Source organism: Paraburkholderia unamae (assembly GCF_003268775.1).
GTDB lineage: Bacteria > Pseudomonadota > Gammaproteobacteria > Burkholderiales > Burkholderiaceae > Paraburkholderia > Paraburkholderia unamae.
The window spans coordinates 39314-58934 of sequence record NZ_QLSU01000029.1 but is presented as its reverse complement, the minus strand read 5'-3'; the positions used below and the strand labels follow the sequence as shown (position 1 = coordinate 58934).

Annotated in this window: 16 protein-coding genes; 11 read left to right on the top strand and 5 right to left on the bottom strand. The window is 66.5% G+C overall.

What is annotated here, in order from left to right; all coding sequences use genetic code 11:
* The first annotated feature begins 2 nt into the window (after positions 1–2).
* Both purL and C7401_RS34240 read left to right on the top strand, forming a co-directional pair.
* Positions 3–4079 carry a phosphoribosylformylglycinamidine synthase gene (gene purL, locus C7401_RS34245; RefSeq protein WP_112176346.1) on the top strand — a complete coding sequence of 1359 codons (4077 nt, stop codon included), beginning with the start codon at positions 3–5 and terminating at the stop codon, positions 4077–4079.
* 230 nt (positions 4080–4309) lie between these two features.
* On the top strand, positions 4310–5437 hold the full coding sequence (locus C7401_RS34240) for a Fic family protein (protein ID WP_112176343.1): 1128 nt from the start codon (positions 4310–4312) through the stop codon (positions 5435–5437).
* Between the two features lie 115 nt (positions 5438–5552).
* Here C7401_RS34240 and C7401_RS34235 read toward each other — a convergent pair whose 3' ends face one another.
* From C7401_RS34235 to C7401_RS34215, 5 genes are all read right to left on the bottom strand, one after another.
* Positions 5553–6332, bottom strand: a complete 780-nt coding sequence (locus C7401_RS34235; protein ID WP_112176341.1) for a peptidylprolyl isomerase — start codon at positions 6330–6332, stop codon at positions 5553–5555.
* 61 nt (positions 6333–6393) lie between these two features.
* Positions 6394–6705: a BolA family protein gene (locus C7401_RS34230; RefSeq protein ID WP_112176340.1), complete on the bottom strand. Its 312-nt coding sequence runs from the start codon at positions 6703–6705 to the stop codon at positions 6394–6396.
* Positions 6702–7235, bottom strand: coding sequence for a septation protein A (locus tag C7401_RS34225; protein WP_042269484.1), 534 nt, complete (start codon positions 7233–7235; stop codon positions 6702–6704). Before C7401_RS34225 ends, C7401_RS34230 begins: the two co-directional genes overlap by 4 nt.
* Positions 7236–7336: 101 nt before the next feature.
* Positions 7337–7756: a peptide-methionine (R)-S-oxide reductase MsrB gene (gene msrB, locus C7401_RS34220; RefSeq protein WP_112176338.1), complete on the bottom strand. Its 420-nt coding sequence runs from the start codon at positions 7754–7756 to the stop codon at positions 7337–7339.
* Positions 7757–7806: 50 nt separating this feature from the next.
* Positions 7807–9405 carry a protein adenylyltransferase SelO gene (locus C7401_RS34215; RefSeq protein ID WP_112176336.1) on the bottom strand — a complete coding sequence of 533 codons (1599 nt, stop codon included), beginning with the start codon at positions 9403–9405 and terminating at the stop codon, positions 7807–7809.
* A 173-nt stretch (positions 9406–9578) separates the two neighbouring features.
* Here C7401_RS34215 and C7401_RS34210 point away from each other — a divergent pair, with 173 nt between their 5' ends.
* From C7401_RS34210 to C7401_RS34170, 9 genes are all read left to right on the top strand, one after another.
* Positions 9579–11297: a 3-(methylthio)propionyl-CoA ligase gene (locus tag C7401_RS34210; protein WP_112176334.1), complete on the top strand. Its 1719-nt coding sequence runs from the start codon at positions 9579–9581 to the stop codon at positions 11295–11297.
* A 259-nt stretch (positions 11298–11556) separates the two neighbouring features.
* Positions 11557–13638 (top strand): 3-hydroxyacyl-CoA dehydrogenase NAD-binding domain-containing protein, encoded by a 2082-nt coding sequence (locus tag C7401_RS34205; RefSeq protein WP_112176332.1) that lies wholly within the window; start codon positions 11557–11559, stop codon positions 13636–13638.
* A gap of 22 nt (positions 13639–13660) precedes the next feature.
* Positions 13661–14296 (top strand): bifunctional nicotinamidase/pyrazinamidase, encoded by a 636-nt coding sequence (gene pncA, locus C7401_RS34200; protein ID WP_112176330.1) that lies wholly within the window; start codon positions 13661–13663, stop codon positions 14294–14296.
* 65 nt (positions 14297–14361) lie between these two features.
* The gene (locus C7401_RS34195) at positions 14362–15540 is read left to right on the top strand and encodes an acetyl-CoA C-acyltransferase (RefSeq protein WP_112176321.1); all 1179 of its coding nucleotides are present in this window, start codon (positions 14362–14364) and stop codon (positions 15538–15540) included.
* Between the two features lie 171 nt (positions 15541–15711).
* On the top strand, positions 15712–16014 hold the full coding sequence (locus C7401_RS34190; protein WP_224041456.1) for a Dabb family protein: 303 nt from the start codon (positions 15712–15714) through the stop codon (positions 16012–16014).
* A gap of 89 nt (positions 16015–16103) precedes the next feature.
* Entirely contained in the window at positions 16104–16550 is a 447-nt protein-coding gene (locus tag C7401_RS34185) for a PaaI family thioesterase (protein WP_224041458.1), read from the top strand.
* Between the two features lie 126 nt (positions 16551–16676).
* Positions 16677–17675 (top strand): NADP-dependent oxidoreductase, encoded by a 999-nt coding sequence (locus tag C7401_RS34180; protein ID WP_112176315.1) that lies wholly within the window; start codon positions 16677–16679, stop codon positions 17673–17675.
* A gap of 77 nt (positions 17676–17752) precedes the next feature.
* Complete coding sequence (locus C7401_RS34175; RefSeq protein ID WP_112176313.1) at positions 17753–18634, top strand: SDR family oxidoreductase; 882 nt, start codon at positions 17753–17755, stop codon at positions 18632–18634.
* Between the two features lie 22 nt (positions 18635–18656).
* Complete coding sequence (locus C7401_RS34170; RefSeq protein ID WP_112176312.1) at positions 18657–19619, top strand: alpha/beta hydrolase; 963 nt, start codon at positions 18657–18659, stop codon at positions 19617–19619.
* The last annotated feature ends 2 nt before the right edge of the window (positions 19620–19621 follow it).

The window sequence follows — 19621 nt, the reverse complement described above, 5'->3', positions numbered from 1 at the left end:
CCATGGCCCACTTCTCGTGTTTCCCCGGTGCTTCGGCCCTTTCCGACTTCCGTCAGACCCGCCTGCTCGAAACGCTTCAGCGTATCGACGCCAACATCGTCGGCGTGCACGGCCAGTATCTGCATTTCGTCAACTCGGCCACGCCGCTTTCCGCTGACGACAGCGCGAAGATCGAAGCGCTGATGCACTACGGCGCGCCGTTCGCGGCCCCGCAGGAGCGCGGCAGCGCGCTCACGTTCCTCGTCGTGCCGCGCTTCGGCACGGTGTCGCCGTGGGCCAGCAAGGCGACGGACATCGCGCACCATTGCGGCCTCGAGCAGGTGCGCCGCATCGAGCGCGGCGTCGAGTACACCGTGGTGCTCAAGAGCGGCCTGCTGGGCGGCAAGAAAACGCTGTCGGACGAGGCGCACGCGGCGGTGGCCGCGGCGCTGCACGACCGCATGACGGAAAGCGTGGCGGCCTCGCGCGACACGGCGCTGCATCTGTTCGACGAACTGCCGGCCCGCCCGATGCAGACCGTCGACGTGCTGGGTAAAGGCCGCGCGGCGCTGGAAACGGCCAACGGCGAACTGGGCCTTGCGCTCGCCGACGACGAAATCGACTACCTCGTTGATAACTTCAAGAAGCTCGAACGCAACCCGACCGACGTCGAACTGATGATGTTCGCTCAGGCCAACAGCGAGCACTGCCGCCACAAGATCTTCAACGCGAGCTGGACGATCGACGGCCAGGACCAGGATCTGTCGCTTTTCGCGATGATCCGCAACACCGAGAAGATCAGCCCGCAGGGCACGATCGTCGCGTACTCGGACAACTCGTCGATCATGGAAGGCGCGGTCGCGGAACGCTGGTTCCCGCGCAAGCACAACGCCGACGGCACGCCGGGCGAGCAGTACGGCCGCCACACCGAACTCACGCACACGCTGATGAAGGTGGAGACGCACAACCACCCCACGGCGATCTCGCCGTTCTCGGGCGCGGCCACGGGCTCGGGCGGCGAAATCCGCGACGAAGGCGCGACGGGCCGCGGCGCGCGTCCGAAGGCGGGTCTTACGGGCTTCACGGTCTCGAACCTCGATCTGCCCGACGCGCGTGAGACGTGGGAAAACGCCCGTGACGCGGCCGTGCCGCTCACGCACCGCAATCCCGCCGACACGAGCGACGCCTACGGCCGCCCGGACCGCATCGCCTCGCCGTTGCAAATCATGATCGACGGCCCGCTCGGCGGCGCCGCGTTCAACAACGAATTCGGCCGCCCGAACCTCGGCGGCTACTTTCGCACCTACGAGCAGAACGTGGCGGGCACCGTGCGCGGCTATCACAAGCCGATCATGATCGCGGGCGGCATCGGCAACATCAGCGCGCAGCACACGCACAAGCACGACCTGCCGGCCGGCACGCTGCTGATCCAGATCGGCGGCCCCGGCATGCGCATCGGCATGGGCGGCGGCGCGGCCAGCTCGATGGCGACCGGCACCAACACCGCCGAACTCGACTTCGACTCGGTCCAGCGCGGCAACCCGGAAATCGAGCGCCGTGCGCAGGAAGTCATCAACTCGTGCTGGCAGCTTGGCGAGCGCAACCCGATCCTGAGCATTCACGACGTGGGCGCGGGCGGCCTTTCCAACGCCTTCCCGGAACTCGTGGACGGCGCGGACAAGGGCGCGCGCTTCGAACTGCGCAAGGTGCAGCTCGAAGAGTCGGGTCTTTCGCCGCGCGAAATCTGGTCGAACGAGTCGCAGGAACGCTACGTTCTCGCGATCGCGCCCGCCGATCTGGCCGAGTTCCAGGCGATCTGCGAGCGTGAGCGCTGCCCGTTCGCCGTCGTGGGCGTCGCGACCGATGACCGCGACCTGAAGCTGGTCGACACCGACGAAGCGGCGCTCGCTTCGAACGGCGGCCACCAGCCCGTCGACATGCCGATGGACATCCTGCTCGGCAAGCCGCCGCGCATGCACCGCAACGTCGAGCACGCCAGCGTCCCGCTCGCGCCCGTCGACGTCACGGGCGTCGCGTTCGACGAAGTCGCGAAGAGCGTGCTGCGCAACCCGACGGTCGGCAGCAAGTCCTTCCTCATCACCATCGGCGACCGAACGGTTGGCGGCACGACGGTGCGCGACCAGATGGTCGGCCCGTGGCAGGTGCCGGTGGCCGACTGCGCGATCACCGCGCTCGACTACGCGGGCTACAAGGGCGAAGCGATGACGATGGCCGAGCGCACGCCGCTCGCCGTGATCGATGCGCCCGCATCGGGCCGCATGGCCGTGGGCGAGGCGATCACCAACATCGCGAGCGCGCCAATCCTCTCGCTCGACAAGCTCAAGCTCTCCGCGAACTGGATGGCCGCGTGCGGCGCACCGGGCGAAGACGCCGCGCTGTACGACACCGTGAAGGCGATCGGCATGGAGCTGTGCCCGGCGCTGGGCATCGGCATTCCGGTGGGCAAGGACTCGCTCTCCATGCGCACGAAGTGGAACGAAGAGGGCGTGGCGAAGGAAGTGGTCGCGCCGGTGTCGCTCATCATTTCGGCGTTCGCGCCGGTCGAGGACGTGCGCCGCCACGTGACGCCGCAACTGCGCCGCGCCGACGAAGTGGGCGAATCGGTTCTGATCGCGATCGATCTGGGCCGCGGCAAGAACCGCATGGGCGGCAGCATCTTCGCGCAGGTCACGCAGCAGGTGGGCGACGCGGTGCCCGATGTGGACAGCGCCGAAGACCTCAAGCAGTTCTTCACGGCCATCCAGCAACTGAACGCCAACGAGCAACTGCTCGCCTACCACGACCGCTCGGACGGCGGCCTGTGGGCGACGGTTTGCGAAATGGCCTTCGCGGGCCATACGGGCGTGTCGCTCAACGTCGACATGCTCGCGCTCGACAGCGAGCACGAGTCCGATTACGGCGACGCCAAGGACTGGGCGAAGCAAACCAGCGGCCGCCGCGAAGACCGCACGCTGCGCGCGCTGTTCTCGGAAGAACTCGGCGCCGTGATCCAGGTGCCGGCGCAACAGCGCGACGCCGTGATGGGCGTGCTGCGTCAGCATGGTCTTTCGGTGTGCTCGCATGTGATCGGCACGCTCAACACCCGCGACTCGATCGAGATCTACCGCGACGCCAAGCGCATCTACGACGCGCCGCGCGCCGAACTGCAACGCGTGTGGAGCGAAGTGAGCTGGCGCATCGCGCGCCTGCGCGACAACCCCGCATGCGCCGACGCCGAATACGACGCGCTGCTCGACGCCGCCGATCCGGGCATGCAGCCGCATCTCACGTTCGACCCGGCCGAGGACATCGCCGCGCCGTTCGTCGCGAAGGGCGCACGCCCGCGCGTGGCGATCCTGCGCGAGCAAGGCGTGAACTCGCACCTCGAAACCGCGTACGCGTTCGACCGCGCGGGCTTCGACGCGCACGACGTCCACATGAGCGACCTGCTCGAAGGACGCGCTACGCTCGCCGACTTCGCGGGCGCGGTGGCCTGCGGCGGCTTCTCGTACGGCGATGTGCTGGGCGCGGGCGAAGGCTGGGCCAAGACGATCCGCTTCAACGCGAAGCTCGCGGACATGTTCGCGGCGTTCTTCGCGCGTCAGGACACCTTCGCGCTCGGCATCTGCAACGGCTGCCAGATGCTGTCGAGTCTCGCCTCGATGATTCCGGGCGCGCAAGCCTGGCCGAAGTTCACGCGCAACAAGTCGGAGCAGTTCGAAGCGCGCTTCTCGCTCGTCGAAGTGCAGAGCTCGCCGTCGATCTTCTTCAACGGCATGGAAGGCTCGCGCATTCCGGTGGCGGTCGCGCACGGCGAAGGCTTCGCGGATTTCTCGCAGCAGGGCGACATCTCGAAGGTGGCCGTGGCGATGCGCTACGTCGACCACCGCGGTCAGGCGACCGAAGGCTATCCGTTCAACCCGAACGGTTCGCCGCAAGGCATCACCTCGGTCACGACCGACGACGGCCGCTTCACGGTGCTCATGCCGCACACCGAGCGCGTGCAGCGCACCGTGACGATGAGCTGGCACCCCGAAGCCTGGGGCGAGGCGAGCCCGTGGATGCGTGCGTTCCAGAACGCGCGCAAGTGGGTGGGCTGATCGGCTAGCCACCACGCGGACGTTCGGCGCCAGGGCGGCTAGCTCTGGCGGAAAACCCCGGCCAAGCCTGTCATACGGGCGCTGGCCGGGGTTTTTTACATTGTGGCGCGGCGTCAGCGAGCCCATCCGGCCGGCGCAAACCGGGCCTTGCGGTGAATACCGACGTTAATCGCCGCATATTTTGCGGCGATTAACTTGTGCGTGCGGCGAATACGCCTCATAATCGCCGCATGAATAGCGGCGAATATACCTACATCTGGCAAGCCGGCGACTGGCCTCGATGGCGCGTCGATCTGACGGAGCTGGCCGAGCCCATGGCCGAGGTCAGTCGCGCCCAGGGCTTGCTGGCAGGCCGTCTGGCCGATGTCGGCATGGCGCTGCGCGATCAGGCCAGCCTCGCGGCCCTGACGGAGGACGTGCTCAAGACCAGCGAGATCGAGGGCGAGCAGCTCAATGTCGCCTCCGTGCGTTCGTCCATCGCGCGGCGCATGGGGGTGGACATCGGGGCGCTCGCGCCCGTGGATCGCCACGTCGAAGGCGTGGTCGAGATGGTGCTCGACGCCACCGCCAACAGTCAGGCGCCGGTCACGCGCGAGCGCCTGTTCGGCTGGCATGCCGCGCTCTTTCCCACCGGCTACGCGGGTCTGTCGCGTATCAACGTCGGGGCCTGGCGCGACGACGCGAGCGGGCCCATGCAGGTGATCTCGGGGCCGATCGGCCGTCAGCGCGTGCACTTCGAGGCGCCGCCCGCCGACCGCATCGAGGCCGAAACGCGCCGTTTTCTCGACTGGATCAACAGCCCGCCGAAAGAGCCGCCGCTCATTCGCGCGGCGCTCGGTCATTTGTGGTTCGTGACCTTGCACCCGTTCGACGACGGCAACGGCCGCGTGGCGCGCGCCATCGGCGATTTGCTGCTTGCGCGCGCGGATGGCGGCACGCAGCGCTTCTACAGCCTGTCCGCGCAGATCCAGCGCGAGCGCAAGGCTTACTACGACATTCTGGAGCGCACCCAGAAGGGCTCGATGGATGTCACGCCGTGGCTGGCCTGGTTCTTCGACGCGCTGCATCGCGCCGTCGATCAGGCGCAGGTCACGCTGGACGCGGTGCTCGCCAAGGCACGCTTCTGGCGCCACTGGGCCACGACGCCGTTCAACGAGCGCCAGGTGAAGCTGCTCAACAAGCTGCTCGACGGCTTCGAGGGCAAGCTCACGAGCGGCAAGTGGGCCGCCATCGCCAAATGCTCGTCCGATACCGCGCTGCGCGACATCAACGATCTGCTGGCGCGCGGCGTGCTGCGCAAAGCGGAGGGCGGCGGGCGCAGCACGGGCTACGAGCTCGACGCCTCGCCATTGCCGTGAGCCGCGCATGGCGGGGCGTTCGTTGTTGACGCAACGATCGAGCCAGAACGCAAAAAAGCCGCCCGAGGGCGGCTTTTTCATGTCGTGAGGCCTGGTCGTGAGGCCTGTTGGAGCCTTACTGAATCTTCGCTTGCTTGCGCAGATTTTCTTCGAACGCTTGCAGCTTTTCCTGCTGGATCTGCTGGACGATCTGCGGGCGCACCTGCTCGAGCGGCGGGGGCGTGACCGGGCGGATGTCGTCCACACGGATGATGTGCCAGCCGAACTGCGTGTGCACCGGCGTATCGGTGATCTGGCCTTTCTGGAGATGCGTGGCCGCAGCCGCGAATTCCGGCACATACGCCTTCGGATCCGACCAGTCGAGGTCGCCGCCGTTCTTGGCCGAGCCCGGGTCCTTCGAGAATTGCTTCGCGAGGTCTTCGAAGCTTGCGCCGGCCTTGATCTTGGCGATCAGGTCCTTGGCTTGCTGCTCGTTGTCCACGAGGATATGGTGCAGGTGGTACTCGCTGCCGCCCGCGTCCTTGATCAACTGGTCGTAGCGCGCCTTGACTTCGGCGTCGGTCGGCTGGTTGGTCTTCACGAAGTTCTCGATCAGCGCGCGCAGCACGACGGTCTGCTGCGCCACGGCGATTTGCGCCTTCACGTCCGGCTTGTTCGGAATGCCTTCGCGAATGGCTTCCTGCATGAGGATTTCGCGGTTCACGAGCTCTTCGCGCACGGCCATTTGCAGCTGCGGCGAATCCTGCTGGCCTTGATGCACGAGCTGGTCGACCAGCGCGTCGGCGCGCGCTTTGGGAATCGGCGTGCCGTTCACGACGGCGATGTTCTGCGCAAACGCGGGAGCCGCCGCGCACGCAGCCAGCAACACCCAGAGACGGGTTTTCTTCAAGGTCATCGGAAAGTCCTAACGGGGCGAACCAAAATGGCGAACAAAAAGGTCGAAATCTAACGTGGGCCTACCGGGGCAGCGCCGCGGCTTCTTCGGGCGTGAGCGCCGTGATCGCGAGTGCGTGAATGCCGCGCTGCATGGCCTCGGCCAGCGCATCATACACCATGCGATGCCTTGCCACGCGGGCTTTCCCCGCGAATGCGGGCGCAACGATCGTGACATGATAGTGACCGCCGGCAGCGGCGCCCGCGTGTCCGGCGTGCTGCGCGCTGTCGTCGCGTACGACGATCGACTCGACGGGCGCAAGCGCCGCGGTGAGGCGTGTTTCGATGAGCGCCATGCGCTCGGCCGGGCTCGCGTTGAGAAAAACGTCGCTCATTCTTCTTCCTTCATGTAACGCGAAAGCCACAGGCTCTGGCCGACGATGAACACCACGAGGATGCCCGTTGCGCCGAACAGCTTGAAATCGACCCACGCGTCGGTGGAGAAGTGAAACGCCACGAAGAGATTGAGGATGCCGAGCAGCGCGAAGAAGATCGACCAGACGAAGTTCAGTTGCGTCCAGATGCGCGGCGGCAGCGTGATCTGCTTGCCCATCATCGCTTCGATGAGGTTCTTGCCGAAAGCCACCTGCGAGACCAGCAGCACGACCGAGAACGCCCAGTAAAGCACGGTGGGCTTCCACTTGATGAAGGTTTCGTCGTGCAGCATGAGCGTCGCGCCGCCAAACACGACGACGATGCCAAGCGAGAGCCACAGCATGGGGTCGACCTTGCGGTGACGGAACGCCACCCACGCGATCTGCACGAGCGTCGCTCCGATCGCCACGGCCGTCGCCGTGAAGATGCCCCACAGCTTGAAGGCGACGAAAAAGAGGATGATCGGGAAGAGATCAAACAGGAATTTCATTATCGGCCTGAAGGTTTACGAAATGAGCCGCTACAAGACGGCGTGACGTTTTCAAGGCCGCATTGCGCCCCGCGCGGGGCGCGGGGCTGCCTTGCCAACGCTCACTTGGGCTCGAATTGTAGCGCAGCCGAATTGATGCAATACCGAAGTCCGGTTGGGGCCGGACCATCCTCGAACACGTGGCCGAGATGCGCGCCGCAGTTCTTGCAGCGCACCTCGATGCGCAGCATGCCGTGCGTGCGGTCGGTTTTCTCCTCGATCACCTCGCCGTTGATCGGCCGGAAGTAGCTCGGCCAGCCGCAGCCCGCGTCGAATTTCGTGTCGGACTCGAAAAGCGGGGTGCCGCAACACACGCAGTCGTAGACGCCCCGGTCGAAATGATCCCAGTACTTGCCGGTGAAGGCGCGCTCCGTGGCCGCGTGGCGCGTGACCTGGTACTGCGTGGAGTCGAGTTGCTCGCGCCATTGCTCGTCGGACTTGTAGCCTGGGTAAGCGGGGGAGTTGTTGTCGTCCTGGCTCATGTCGGGTTCCTGTCGGGTGGAAAACAAGGATCACGTAGATGGGGGCGCGCTCACGAAGAGCAACTGACTTCGAGCGAACTCGCCCAGTCGGGCGGCAGGCCCGCGTACGCCTCGTGTTCCGGTTGGTCGTCGTACGGGCGCTCCAGCACTTTCGCGAGGCGCTCGACTTCGCTGAAATCCTTTTGCGCGGCCCGCTCGATCGCGGTTTGCGCGAGGTGGTTGCGCAGCACGTACTTCGGGTTCACGCGGTTCATTGCCGCCGCGCGCGCGGCGTCGTCGCGCGGCTCGTGCGCGAGGCGCGCGCGGTAGTCGGCGGCCCAGGCGTCGAAGGCGGCGCGCTCGAGAAACAGATCGCGCACGGACGCGTCGCCGCTCGCGTCATGTTTCGAAACGCGCGCGAGATGGCGGTACGTGAGCGTGAAATCGGCCCGGTTGGCATGCATGATTTCGAAGAGCTTGTTCGCGAGCGCGTCGTCGCCTTCCCGCTCGTGTTCGAGGCCGAGCTTCGCGCGCATGCGCGCTTCGAGCGCGGGCGCGAAATGCCCCTTGAAGCGTTCGAGCACGCCTTGCGCATCCGCCACCACGCGCTCGCCGCGCTTCTTCTCGTCGGCGATGTCGTAGTGCGCGCCGAAGAGCGGCACGAGCGCCTGAGCGAGGCAGAAGAGATTCCAGTAGCCGATCTGCGGCTGCATGCGATACGCGTAGCGGCCCTGCGAATCGGAGTGGTTGCAGATGTGATTGGCGTCGAAGCCGTCCATGAAGCCGAACGGACCGTAGTCGATCGTGAGGCCGAGAATCGACATGTTGTCGGTGTTCATCACGCCGTGGCAAAACCCGACCGCCTGCCATTCGACCATCAGCGCCGCCGTGTTGCGCACCGCTTCGTCGAGCAGCGCGAGATACGGGTCGTCGGCTTCGCGCAGTTGCGGGTAGAAACGCGCGATCACGTGGTCGGCCAGGGTGCGCAGCGCGTCCACGTCGTCGTGCGAATAGAAGTGCTCGAAGTGGCCGAAGCGCACGAAGCTCGGCGACACGCGTGCGACCACGGCCGCCGTTTCGATGTCTTCGCGGCGCACCGGCTGGTCGGAGCCGATCACCGTGAGCGCGCGCGTGGTCGGAATGCCGAGGTGATGCATGGCTTCCGAGCACAGGAACTCGCGAATCGACGAGCGCAGCACGGCGCGGCCGTCACCCATGCGCGAGTAGGGCGTGCGGCCCGCGCCCTTGAGCTGCACTTCGTTGCGCGCGCCGTCATGCTCGACTTCGCCGAGCGTGAGCGCGCGGCCGTCGCCGAGCTGGCCCGCCCATACGCCGAATTGATGCCCCGAATAGACCGTGGCATGCGACATCGTCGAAGGTGAGCGCTCGCGCGTGAAGTTGCCGCTGAAGAACGCCGCGAACGCGGGATCGGCAACGGCCGACGGGTCGAGCCCGAGCTGCGCGGCCACGGCGTTCGAAAAGCCGACCACGTAAGGCGCGGGCAGCGGCGCGCCGGGCAGCCGCGTATAGAAGCGCGCGCCCAGCGCGGCGAAGGCGTCGTCGCGCTGGGCGGTCAAGGCGCGTTCGAAGTCGGCGAGCGGGCCCGAGGCGGGCATGGGCGAGGCGGCAGCGCCGCCTTGAGATTCGGTAGTGCCTGGTGAAAACGACATATTGAGGGCCTTTTGAATACTCGATATTGTAAGTCGGCACCCGCCGGCGTGCTGGGAGCCGCTTGAATACCCTTCGAATGCCGCGGGAAAGCTGCCGCCGCGCCTGCGCCGTACAAGAAGACACACGAACACACACAACGACAACGTCGATCAACGCGAGGAGACCGCTACCGATGAGTGCGCCGCTGCTGGGTCAAATGATGGATGTGCCGCTGCAAGTGTCGTCGTTGATCGCGCACGCGGCGCGCCATCACGGTAGCGCGCAGATCGTCTCGCGCCGCATCGAAGGCGATATCCATCGCTACACGTACCGCGAGTGCGAACTGCGCTCGAAGCAGCTTGCGCAGGCGCTCATGACGCTTGGCGTCGCGCCCGGCGAGCGCGTAGGCACGCTGGCCTGGAACGGCTACCGGCATCTCGAGGCCTATTTCGGCGTGACCGGCTTCGGCGCGGTCTGCCACACCATCAATCCGCGGCTCTTTCCCGAGCAGATCGCCTGGATCGTCAATCACGCGGACGACCGCTATGTGCTGTTCGACATTACGTTCGCCGCGCTCGTCGATACGCTCGCGCCGCAGTGCCCGAACGTGCGCGGCTGGATCGCGCTGTGCGACGAGTCGCATCGGCCGCAGATGCGCACCGAGGTGCTCTGCTACGAAGCGCTGCTCGCCGCGCAGGACGGCCACTTCGACTGGCCGATGCTCGACGAGCGCAGCGCGTCGAACCTTTGCTACACGTCCGGCACCACGGGCAACCCGAAAGGCGCGCTGTATACGCACCGTTCCTCCGTGCTGCACGCCTATGGCGCATCGCTGCCCGACGCCATGGGTCTTTCGGCGCGCGACGCGATTCTGCCCGTCGTGCCGATGTTCCATGTGAACGCCTGGGGAGTGCCGCACGCGTCGCCCCTCACGGGCGCGAAGCTCGTGCTGCCCGGCAAGGATCTGGACGGCAAGTCGCTCTATGAACTCATGGAAGCGGAACGCGTGACCTGCTCGGCCGGCGTGCCGACTGTCTGGCTCGGGTTGCTCTCGTACATGCGCGGCGCGCGCGTGCGGTTTTCCACCCTCAACCGCACGGTGATAGGCGGCTCGGCGTGCCCGCCCGCGATGCTGCGCAGCTTCGAAGACGACTACGGCGTGCAGGTGATCCACGCCTGGGGCATGACGGAGATGTCACCGCTCGGCACGCTCTCGAAGCTCAACTGGGAGCAGTCGCAGCGGCCGCGCGAGCAGCAGCAGGCGCTGCTCGAAAAGCAGGGGCGCGTGATTTTCGGCGTGGACATGAAGATCGTCGGCGACGACGGGCGCGAGTTGCCGTGGGACGGCGTGCAGTTCGGCGACCTGCACGTGCGCGGGCCGTGGGTGATCGACCGGTATTTCCGCCAGGAAAGCGGCTCGCCGCTCGTGGACGGCTGGTTCCCGACCGGCGACGTCGCCACGATCGACCCCGACGGCTTCCTCCATATCACCGACCGCAGCAAGGACGTGATCAAGTCGGGCGGCGAATGGATCAGCTCGATCGATCTGGAGAACATCGCGGTGGCGCATCCGGCCATCGCCGAGGCCGCCTGCATTGCGTGCGCGCACCCGCGCTGGACCGAGCGCCCGCTCATCGTCGCGGTGAAAAAGCCCGGCGCCGAAGTCACGCGCGAGGCGCTGCTGGCGTTCTTCGAGGGCAAGGTGGCGAAGTGGTGGCAACCCGACGACGCCGTCTTCGTCGACGCATTGCCGCACACGGCCACCGGCAAGCTACAAAAGCTCAAGCTGCGCGAGCAGTTCCGCTCGTACGTGCTGCCGACGGCGCTCGCGGTGGAAGGGTGTCCGCTCGATCCGGCGCATGACGCCGCGAGCGAGGGCATCGCGGAGGCTTCGAGCGCGAAGCACCAATAAGGCCCGAGGCGCAAACGCGCAGAAACACGCAGAAGGGCAAAGTTCTCCGGCGCAGCCAACTGGCTGCGTTTTTTTTCGTCTGATTTTTGGTAGTCGCCCGGGAAATCGAGGCGCTTGGTACAAACCCCGATGTCCGCAGTGCAGCAAAAAATTGAACGAACGTTCTTTTTTAGGTATTCTGCCTGCTGGCAGGGAATGTCGGACAATGAACCGGCCGGCGCATGAACGCGACGCGGCCCGCAAGCATGGAGGCAGGCAAATGGCAGTGGACTACACGACTCGCGACGGCGTCGCCGTCATCACGCTCAACAATCCGCCCGTCAACGGCCTTGGGCATTCGACCCGAGCCGGGATCGTCGACGGCCTCGCGCGCGCCGCGAGCGACGCGGCGGTCACGGCCATCGTCATCACGGGAGGCGGCAAGGCCTTTTCGGGCGGCGCGGACATCACCGAATTCAATACGCCCAAGGCGACGCAGGAGCCCACGCTCCACACCGTCATCAAGGAAGTCGAGAAGAGCGCGAAGCCGGTCGTGGCCGCGATCCACAGCGTCGCGATGGGCGGCGGTCTCGAACTCGCGCTCGGCGCGCACTACCGCATCGCCGCGCCGGGCGCGCAGATCGCGCTGCCCGAAGTGAAGCTCGGCATCCTGCCGGGCGCGGGCGGCACGCAGCGTCTGCCGCGCGCCATCGGTCTCGAAGCCGCGCTCAACATGATCGTCACGGGCGTGCCGGTGTTGAGCGAAAAGCTCGCGAATTCGGGCCTTTTCGACGCGATGGCCCAAGGCGACCTGCTCGAGGAAGCCATTGCCTTCGCGCGCAAGGCCGCTGACAAGCCCGGCCCGTATCCGCTCGTGCGCAACCGCAAGATCGAACATCCGAACGCTGAAGGCTTCCTCCAGTTCTCGCGCAACACGGTGGCCGCGATGTCGAAGCACTATCCGGCGCCGGTGAAGTGCGTGGACGCCGTTGCGGCGGGCGTGCAGCAGGGCTTCGACAAGGGCCTCGCGTACGAGCGCGAGTGCTTCCTCGAACTCGTGCAGACGCCCGAAAGCCACGCACTGCGCCATGCGTTCTTTGGCGAGCGCGCCGCGAGCAAGATTCCCGACGTGCCGTCCAGCACGCCCACGCGCGACATCCAGAAGGTGGCCGTGATCGGCGCGGGCACGATGGGCGGCGGCATCACCATGAACTTCCTCAACGCGGGCTTGCCGGTCACGCTGCTCGAAACGAAGCCGGAAGCGCTCGATCGCGGTCTCGCCACGATCCGCAAGAACTACGAAGCGCAGGTCAAGAAGGGCAAGCTCTCGGCGGAAAAGCTCGAAGCGCGCATGGCCCTGATCCGCCCGACGCTCACCTATGACGACCTGAAGGAAGCGGACCTCATCATCGAAGCCGTGTTCGAAGAGCTCGGCGTGAAGGAGCAGGTGTTCAAGCGGCTCGATGAAGTCGCGAAGCCGGGCGCGATTCTCGCCTCGAATACCTCGACGCTCGACGTCGACAAGATCGCGGCGTTCACGAAGCGGCCGCAGGACGTGGTGGGCTTGCACTTCTTCAGCCCCGCCAACGTGATGAAGCTGCTCGAAGTCGTGCGCGGCAAGGAAACGGGCAAGGACGTGCTGGCCACCGTCATGCAGGTCGCGAAGAAGATCCGCAAGACGGCCGTGGTCTCGGGCGTGTGCGACGGCTTCATCGGCAATCGCATGGTCGAGCAGTACATCCGGCAGGCGCTCAATATGCTCGAAGAGGGCGCGCTGCCCGCGCAGGTCGATCGCGCGATCGAGAAGTTCGGCTTCGCCATGGGCCCGTTCCGCATGAGCGATCTGGCCGGCAACGATATTGGCTGGGCGATCCGCAAGCGCCGCTATCAGGAGCAGCCGGATATGAAGTACTCGAAAGTCGCGGACCGCCTGTGCGAGACCGGCCGCTTCGGGCAGAAGACCGGCGCGGGCTGGTACGACTACAAGGCGGGCGAGCGCAGCGCGCTGCCTTCGAAGCTCGTGGACGAGATGATCGTTGCGTATTCGAAGGAAGCGGGCGTGGAGCGCCGCAAGATCGGCGACGAGGAGATCGTCGAGCGTCTCGTGTTCGCGCTCGTGAACGAAGGCGCGAAGATTCTCGAAGAGGGCATCGCCTCGAAGGCTTCGGACGTCGACATGGTTTATCTCACGGGCTACGGTTTCCCGCTGTGGCGCGGCGGCCCGATGCTGTACGCCGACACGGTCGGCCTCTACAACGTCGAGCGCGCCATTCGCCGCTACACGCAGCAGCCCAACGGCGACGCGTGGGAGATCGCGCCTTCGATCGTCGAACTGGCCGCGAAGGGCGGTACGTTCAACTAAGTTTCAGCTTCGGACGAACATCATGAGAAACGCGGACGACGTGCTTCTGCTGATCGACCTGCAATACGACTTCATGCCGGGCGGGGCGCTTGCCGTCGCGCGCGGCGATGAAGTCGTGCCGGTGGCGAACCGGCTCGCGCAGGGCTTTGGCCACGTGGTGCTCACGCAGGACTGGCACCCCGTGCGGCACGTTTCGTTTGCGGCCAACCACGCGGGGCGCACGCCGTTCGAGACGGTCGCGCTGCCGTACGGCGAGCAGGTGTTGTGGCCCGTGCACTGCGTGCAGGGCACGGAAGGCGCGGCGCTGCATCGCGACCTGGACGTGCCGCATGCGCGCGCGGTGATTCGCAAGGGCCATCACGCCGACGTGGACAGCTATTCCGCGTTTCTCGAAGCCGATCGCAAGACGCCCACGGGGCTCGCGGGCTACCTGCGCGAAGTGGGTGTGAAGCGCGTGTACTGCTGCGGGCTCGCGACCGACTACTGCGTGGCGTGGTCCGCGCTCGACGCGCGCGCCGCGGGCTTCGAGACCGTGCTGATCGAGGACGCTTCGCGCGCCATCGACCTCAACGGCTCGCTCGCCACCGCGTGGGACCAGTTGCGCGCCGCCGGTGTGAAGCGCGCGCAGTCGGCCGACGTGCTGGCGTTGTCCGTCTGAATCGTCCGTCTGAAGACTCAATCAAAGACATCCGCAGGATCCCAATTTCGTAGCAGGAGACACGCATGACCGACGCCGTAATCGTATCGACCGCCCGCACGGGCCTCGCCAAATCGTGGAAGGGCGCCTTCAACATGACGCACGGCGCCACCCTTGGCGGCCATGTGGTTCAAGCCGCCGTCGAACGCGCGAAGATCGACCCCGCGCGCGTGGAAGACGTGATCATGGGTTGTGCGAACCCCGAAGGCGCAACCGGCGCGAACATCGCGCGCCAGATCGCGCTGCGTGCGGGCCTGCCCGTGAGCGTGGCGGGCATGACGGTGAACCGTTTTTGTTCTTCCGGACTCCAGACGATTGCGCTCGCCGCGCAACGCGTGATCGCCGGCGAAGGCGACGTGTTCGTGGCAGGTGGCGTGGAGTCGATCTCGTGCGTGCAGAACGAGATGAACCGCCACATGGTGGCCGAAGGCTGGCTCAATCAGCACAAGCCGGAAATCTACTGGAGCATGCTGCAAACCGCCGAGAACGTCGCGAAGCGCTACGAAATCTCGAAGGATCGCCAGGACGAGTATGGCGTTCAGTCACAACTGCGCGCGGCCGCCGCACAGGCCGCGGGCCTCTTCAACGACGAAATCGTGCCGATGACGGTGCTCGCGGGCGTGGCCGACAAGGCCACGGGCCAGCTCGTCACCAAAGAAGTGACGATCGCCGCTGACGAGGGCATTCGCGCCGACACCACGCTCGAAGGCGTGGCGAAGATCCGCACGGCGATGCCGGGCGGCGTCATCACGGCGGGCAACGCGAGCCAGTTCTCGGACGGCGCGAGCGCCTGCGTCGTGATGAACGCGAAGGTCGCCGAGCGCGAGGGTTTGCAGCCGCTCGGCATCTTCCGCGGTTTCGCGGTGGCCGGTTGCGAGCCGGACGAAATGGGCATCGGCCCCGTGTTCGCCGTTCCCAAGCTGCTCAAGCAGACGGGCCTGAAGGTCGAGGACATCGGCCTGTGGGAACTGAACGAAGCCTTCGCCGTGCAGGTGCTGTACTGCCGCGACAAGCTTGGCATTCCCGCCGACCGCCTGAACGTGAACGGCGGCGCGATTGCCGTTGGCCACCCGTACGGCGTGTCGGGCGCGCGCCTCACGGGCCACGCGCTGATCGAAGGCAAGCGTCGCGGCGCGAAGTTCGTCGTGGTGACGATGTGCATCGGCGGCGGCCAGGGCGCGGCGGGCCTCTTCGAAGTCGTCTGACGCACGGGGCGGCGGACCGGCTCGTCCGCCGCCGTCACGACGCCCGCGCGCTGGCGCGGTTTTAGGCGCGTCGGGGCGCTCTCGCGCTCGCGCCGCTGCGGGTATCATGACGGCTGTCGGCGCGCGCGCGGCGCAGCGCCTGTTCCCATGCAGACAGAAAGAGGTGTATTCGTGATTCGTCATATCGTGATGTGGAAGCTCAAAGAGTCGGCCGAGGGTGCGACGCGTGCGGAAAATGTCGTGAAGTTCAAGGCGCTGCTCGAAGGCTGCCGCAATCTCGTGCCGGGCACGCTGCACCTGGAAGTTGGCGTGGCCGAGCCGGGCCCCGCATCCACGTATGACCTCGTGCTGGTTTCCGACTTCGCCGACCAGGCTGCGCTCGACGGCTATCAGGACCACCCCGAGCATCTCGTCGTGAAGCAGTTCGCGAAGCTCGTGGTCGAATCGCGCCAGTGCGTGGATTACGTGGTCTGAAGCGCATCATGATCGGTACCGCAGATCAATCCCAGGGCGACGGCACGCCGCAAGGCGAAAGCACGCAAGCCCCGCAAACGGCGCTCACGATCATCGAGAGTCCGTTCGTCGAGCATCTCGGCGCGCAACTCAAGAGCGCGCGTGACGGCGTGAGCGAAGTCGTGCTGCCGCTCGCGGAGCGGCACATGAACACGTGGGACGTCGCTCACGGCGGCGTGACGATGACGCTTTGCGACATCGCGCTCGCCATGGCGGCGCGCAGCGTGGCGGCCGATGGCGTGGGCGTCGTCACCGTCGAGATGAAAGTGAACTTCATGCAGCCTGGGCGCGGCGAATTGCGCGCCACCGGCCGCGTGCTGCACCGTTCCACCACGATGGCCTATTGCGAAGGCGAGATTCGCGACAGCGAAGGCCATTTCGTCGCCAAGGCGCTTGGCACGTTCAAGTACATGCGCCGTCTCGCAGTGGGCCGCGACGTGGCGCGCCAGCGCCTGCGCAGCGACCCCAACGCACGGCCGGGCCCGAGTGACGGCTGAAAACCCCATACGTGCGGCCGGGAGCGCGAGCGTAGGCGCGCGCTCCCGATCGCTCTTTTTCCTCGCGGCCGGCGAGCACCGCCAGAAGCACTGCCAGGCCGCGCCCAACGAAGCAACACGGACGCCATGACCCAGACCAATCGCCAGATCCTGCTCGCTTCGCGCCCGGAAGGCGCCGCGAGCGTCGATAACTTCCGTCTCGTCGAAACGCCGCTCGCCCCGCTCGAAGAGGGCCAGGTGCGCGTGCGCAATCACTTCCTCTCGCTCGACCCCTATATGCGCGGCCGCATGAACGACAGCAAGTCGTACGCGGCGCCGCAACCGCTCGACTCGGTGATGATCGGCGGCACGGTGGGCGAAGTGGTCGAGTCGCGCAACGCGAAGCTCAAGGCCGGCGACAAGGTGGTCGGCATGTTCGGCTGGCAGGAGTACGGCACCTCGGACGGCAGCGATCTGCATGTCGTCAATACGACGCATGTGCCGCTCTCCGCCTATCTCGGACCGGTGGGCATGCCGGGCGTCACGGCGTGGTACGGGCTGAACCGCATCATCGCGCCGAAGGCTGGGCAAACGGTGGTCGTGAGCGCGGCGAGCGGTGCGGTGGGCAGCGTGGTCGGTCAGCTCGCGAAACGCGCGGGCTGCCGCGCGGTGGGCATCGCGGGCGGCGCGGACAAGTGCCGCTACGTGGTCGAAACGCTGGGTTTCGACGCCTGCGTCGACTACAAGGCGGGCAATCTGTATCAGGACCTCAAGGCCGCGACGCCCGACGGCGTGGACGGCTACTTCGAGAACGTGGGCGGCGAAGTGCTCGACGCCACGCTCGCGCGCATGAACGCATTCGGGCGCATCGCGCTGTGCGGCATGATCGCGGGCTACGACGGCCAGCCGATGCCGCTCAAGTATCCGCAACTGCTGCTCACGCAACGCCTGCTCGTGCAGGGCTTCATCGTGAGCGAGCATATGGACGTGTGGCCGCAGGCGCTCACGGAACTCGGGACGCTCGTCGCCAGGCAGCAGCTTGCGTATCGCGAGACCGTGGCCGAAGGGCTCGAAAACGCGCCAGGCGCATTCCTCGGCATGCTCAAGGGCCAGAATTTCGGCAAGCAACTCGTCAAGCTGATCTGATCGCCTGACCGGCTCACGCAAGCGCCCGGAACGGGCGCTTCGTTTTTCCGCACGCAGCATTCACCGCAGGATTCGCAATGTCCGAACCGTTCGAGTTCGACGGCCGCGTGGCCGTCATCACCGGCGCGGCGAGCGGCTTTGGCCGCGCGTTCGCGCAGCACGCCGCCGCGCTCGGCATGAAGCTCGTGCTCGCCGATGTCGATCAGGCGCTGCTCGATGAAACCGTCGCCGCGTTGCGCGAAGGCGGTGCACAGGCGATTGGCGTGCGCACCGATGTGCGCGATCCCGCCCAGGTCGACGCGCTTGCGAAGGCGGCGCTCGACGCCTGGGGCAAGGTCCATCTGCTTTTCAACAACGCGGGCGTGGGCACCGGCGGCTTCGTGTGGGAAAGCAGCGCGAAGGACTGGGACTGGGTGTTCGGCGTGAACGTGATGGGCGTCGCCAACGGCGTGCGCAGCTTCACGCCGATCATGCTCGCGCAGGGCGAGCGCGCGCACATCGTCAACACGGCCTCGGTCGCGGGCCTGCTTTCGCCGCCCGCGATGGGCGTGTACAACGCGTCGAAGCATGCCGTGGTCTCGCTCACCGAAACGCTGTATCACGATCTCAAGAACGTGAGCGAGCAGGTGAGCTGCTCGCTGCTGTGCCCGGCCTTCGTGCCGACCGGCATCGCGAACGCCGAGCGCAGCCGCCCCGGCGACTTGCGCAACGATGTGCCGCTCACGCGCTCGCAGCAGGCCGCCGACCTGCAATTGCAGCGCGCGGTGCGCTCGGGCAAGCTCACACCGGCCGACGTCGCGAAGGCGACTTTCGACGCCGTGCGAGAAGGGCGCTTCTATATCCTGACGCATACGCAGATTCTCGCTTCGGTGAAGCTGCGTCATGAGGATATCGAAACATTGCGCAACCCGACCGATCCGCTCTCGCTCAAACCCGAAGTCAAGCAAGCGCCGCAATAAGCGGCGCACGGGGAACTGTGCCATGCCACTCACCGCGAAGATCGCTCTCGTGCTCGACATGGTGGCCCGCGCGGACCGCGCGCCTTATCACGAGCAGACGCCGCAGCAAGCACGCGCCGAGTACGAAAAGAGCGCCTCGGTGCTGGAGATTCCGGCCGCGCCGATGCATGCCGTGGAGGACCTTCAGGTGCCGGCGCGCGACGGCTCGACAATCCGCGCGCGTCTGTACTTGCCTGTCGAGCCCCAGTGGGCCGAGCCGCTGCCCGTGCTCGTCTACTATCACGGCGGCGGCTTCACGATAGGCAGCGTGGACACGCACGACGCGCTCTGCCGCATGTTCGCGCGCGACGCGCGCTGCGCGGTGTTCTCGGTGGACTATCGGCTCGCCCCCGAGCATCGCTTCCCGAGCGCCGTGCACGACGCCTTCGACGCCTATGCGTGGCTGCACGCGCACGCGGCCGGGTATGCGCTCGATGCGTCGCGCTTCGCCGTGGGCGGTGACAGCGCGGGCGGCACGCTCGCCACCGTTTGCGCCGTGCTCGCGCGCGACGCGGGCATCGCCCCCGTGCTGCAACTGCTGATCTATCCGGCGGTGAGCGCGCATCAGCAGACCGAATCGCACGCGCGTCTGGCCGACGGCTATCTGCTGACCGCCACGACCATTCAGTGGTTCTTCAATCAGTACGTACGCGACGTTTCAGACCGCGACGACTGGCGCTTCGCGCCGCTCGACGGCGCGCGCGACGCGCCGGATTTTCGCGGCGTCGCGCCCGCATGGATCGCCGTGGCCGAATTCGATCCGCTCGTGGACGAGGGCGAGGCTTACGCGCGGAAGCTGCGCGAGGCCGGCAATGAAGTGACGCTCGTGCGCTACGCGGGCGTGATCCACGAGTTCATCAAGATGGGGTCGTTCGTCGACGAGGCGCGTCTCGCGCAGCAGCAGGCTGCCCAGGCGTTGCGCGTGGCGCTGGGAACCGGCGACTGAGC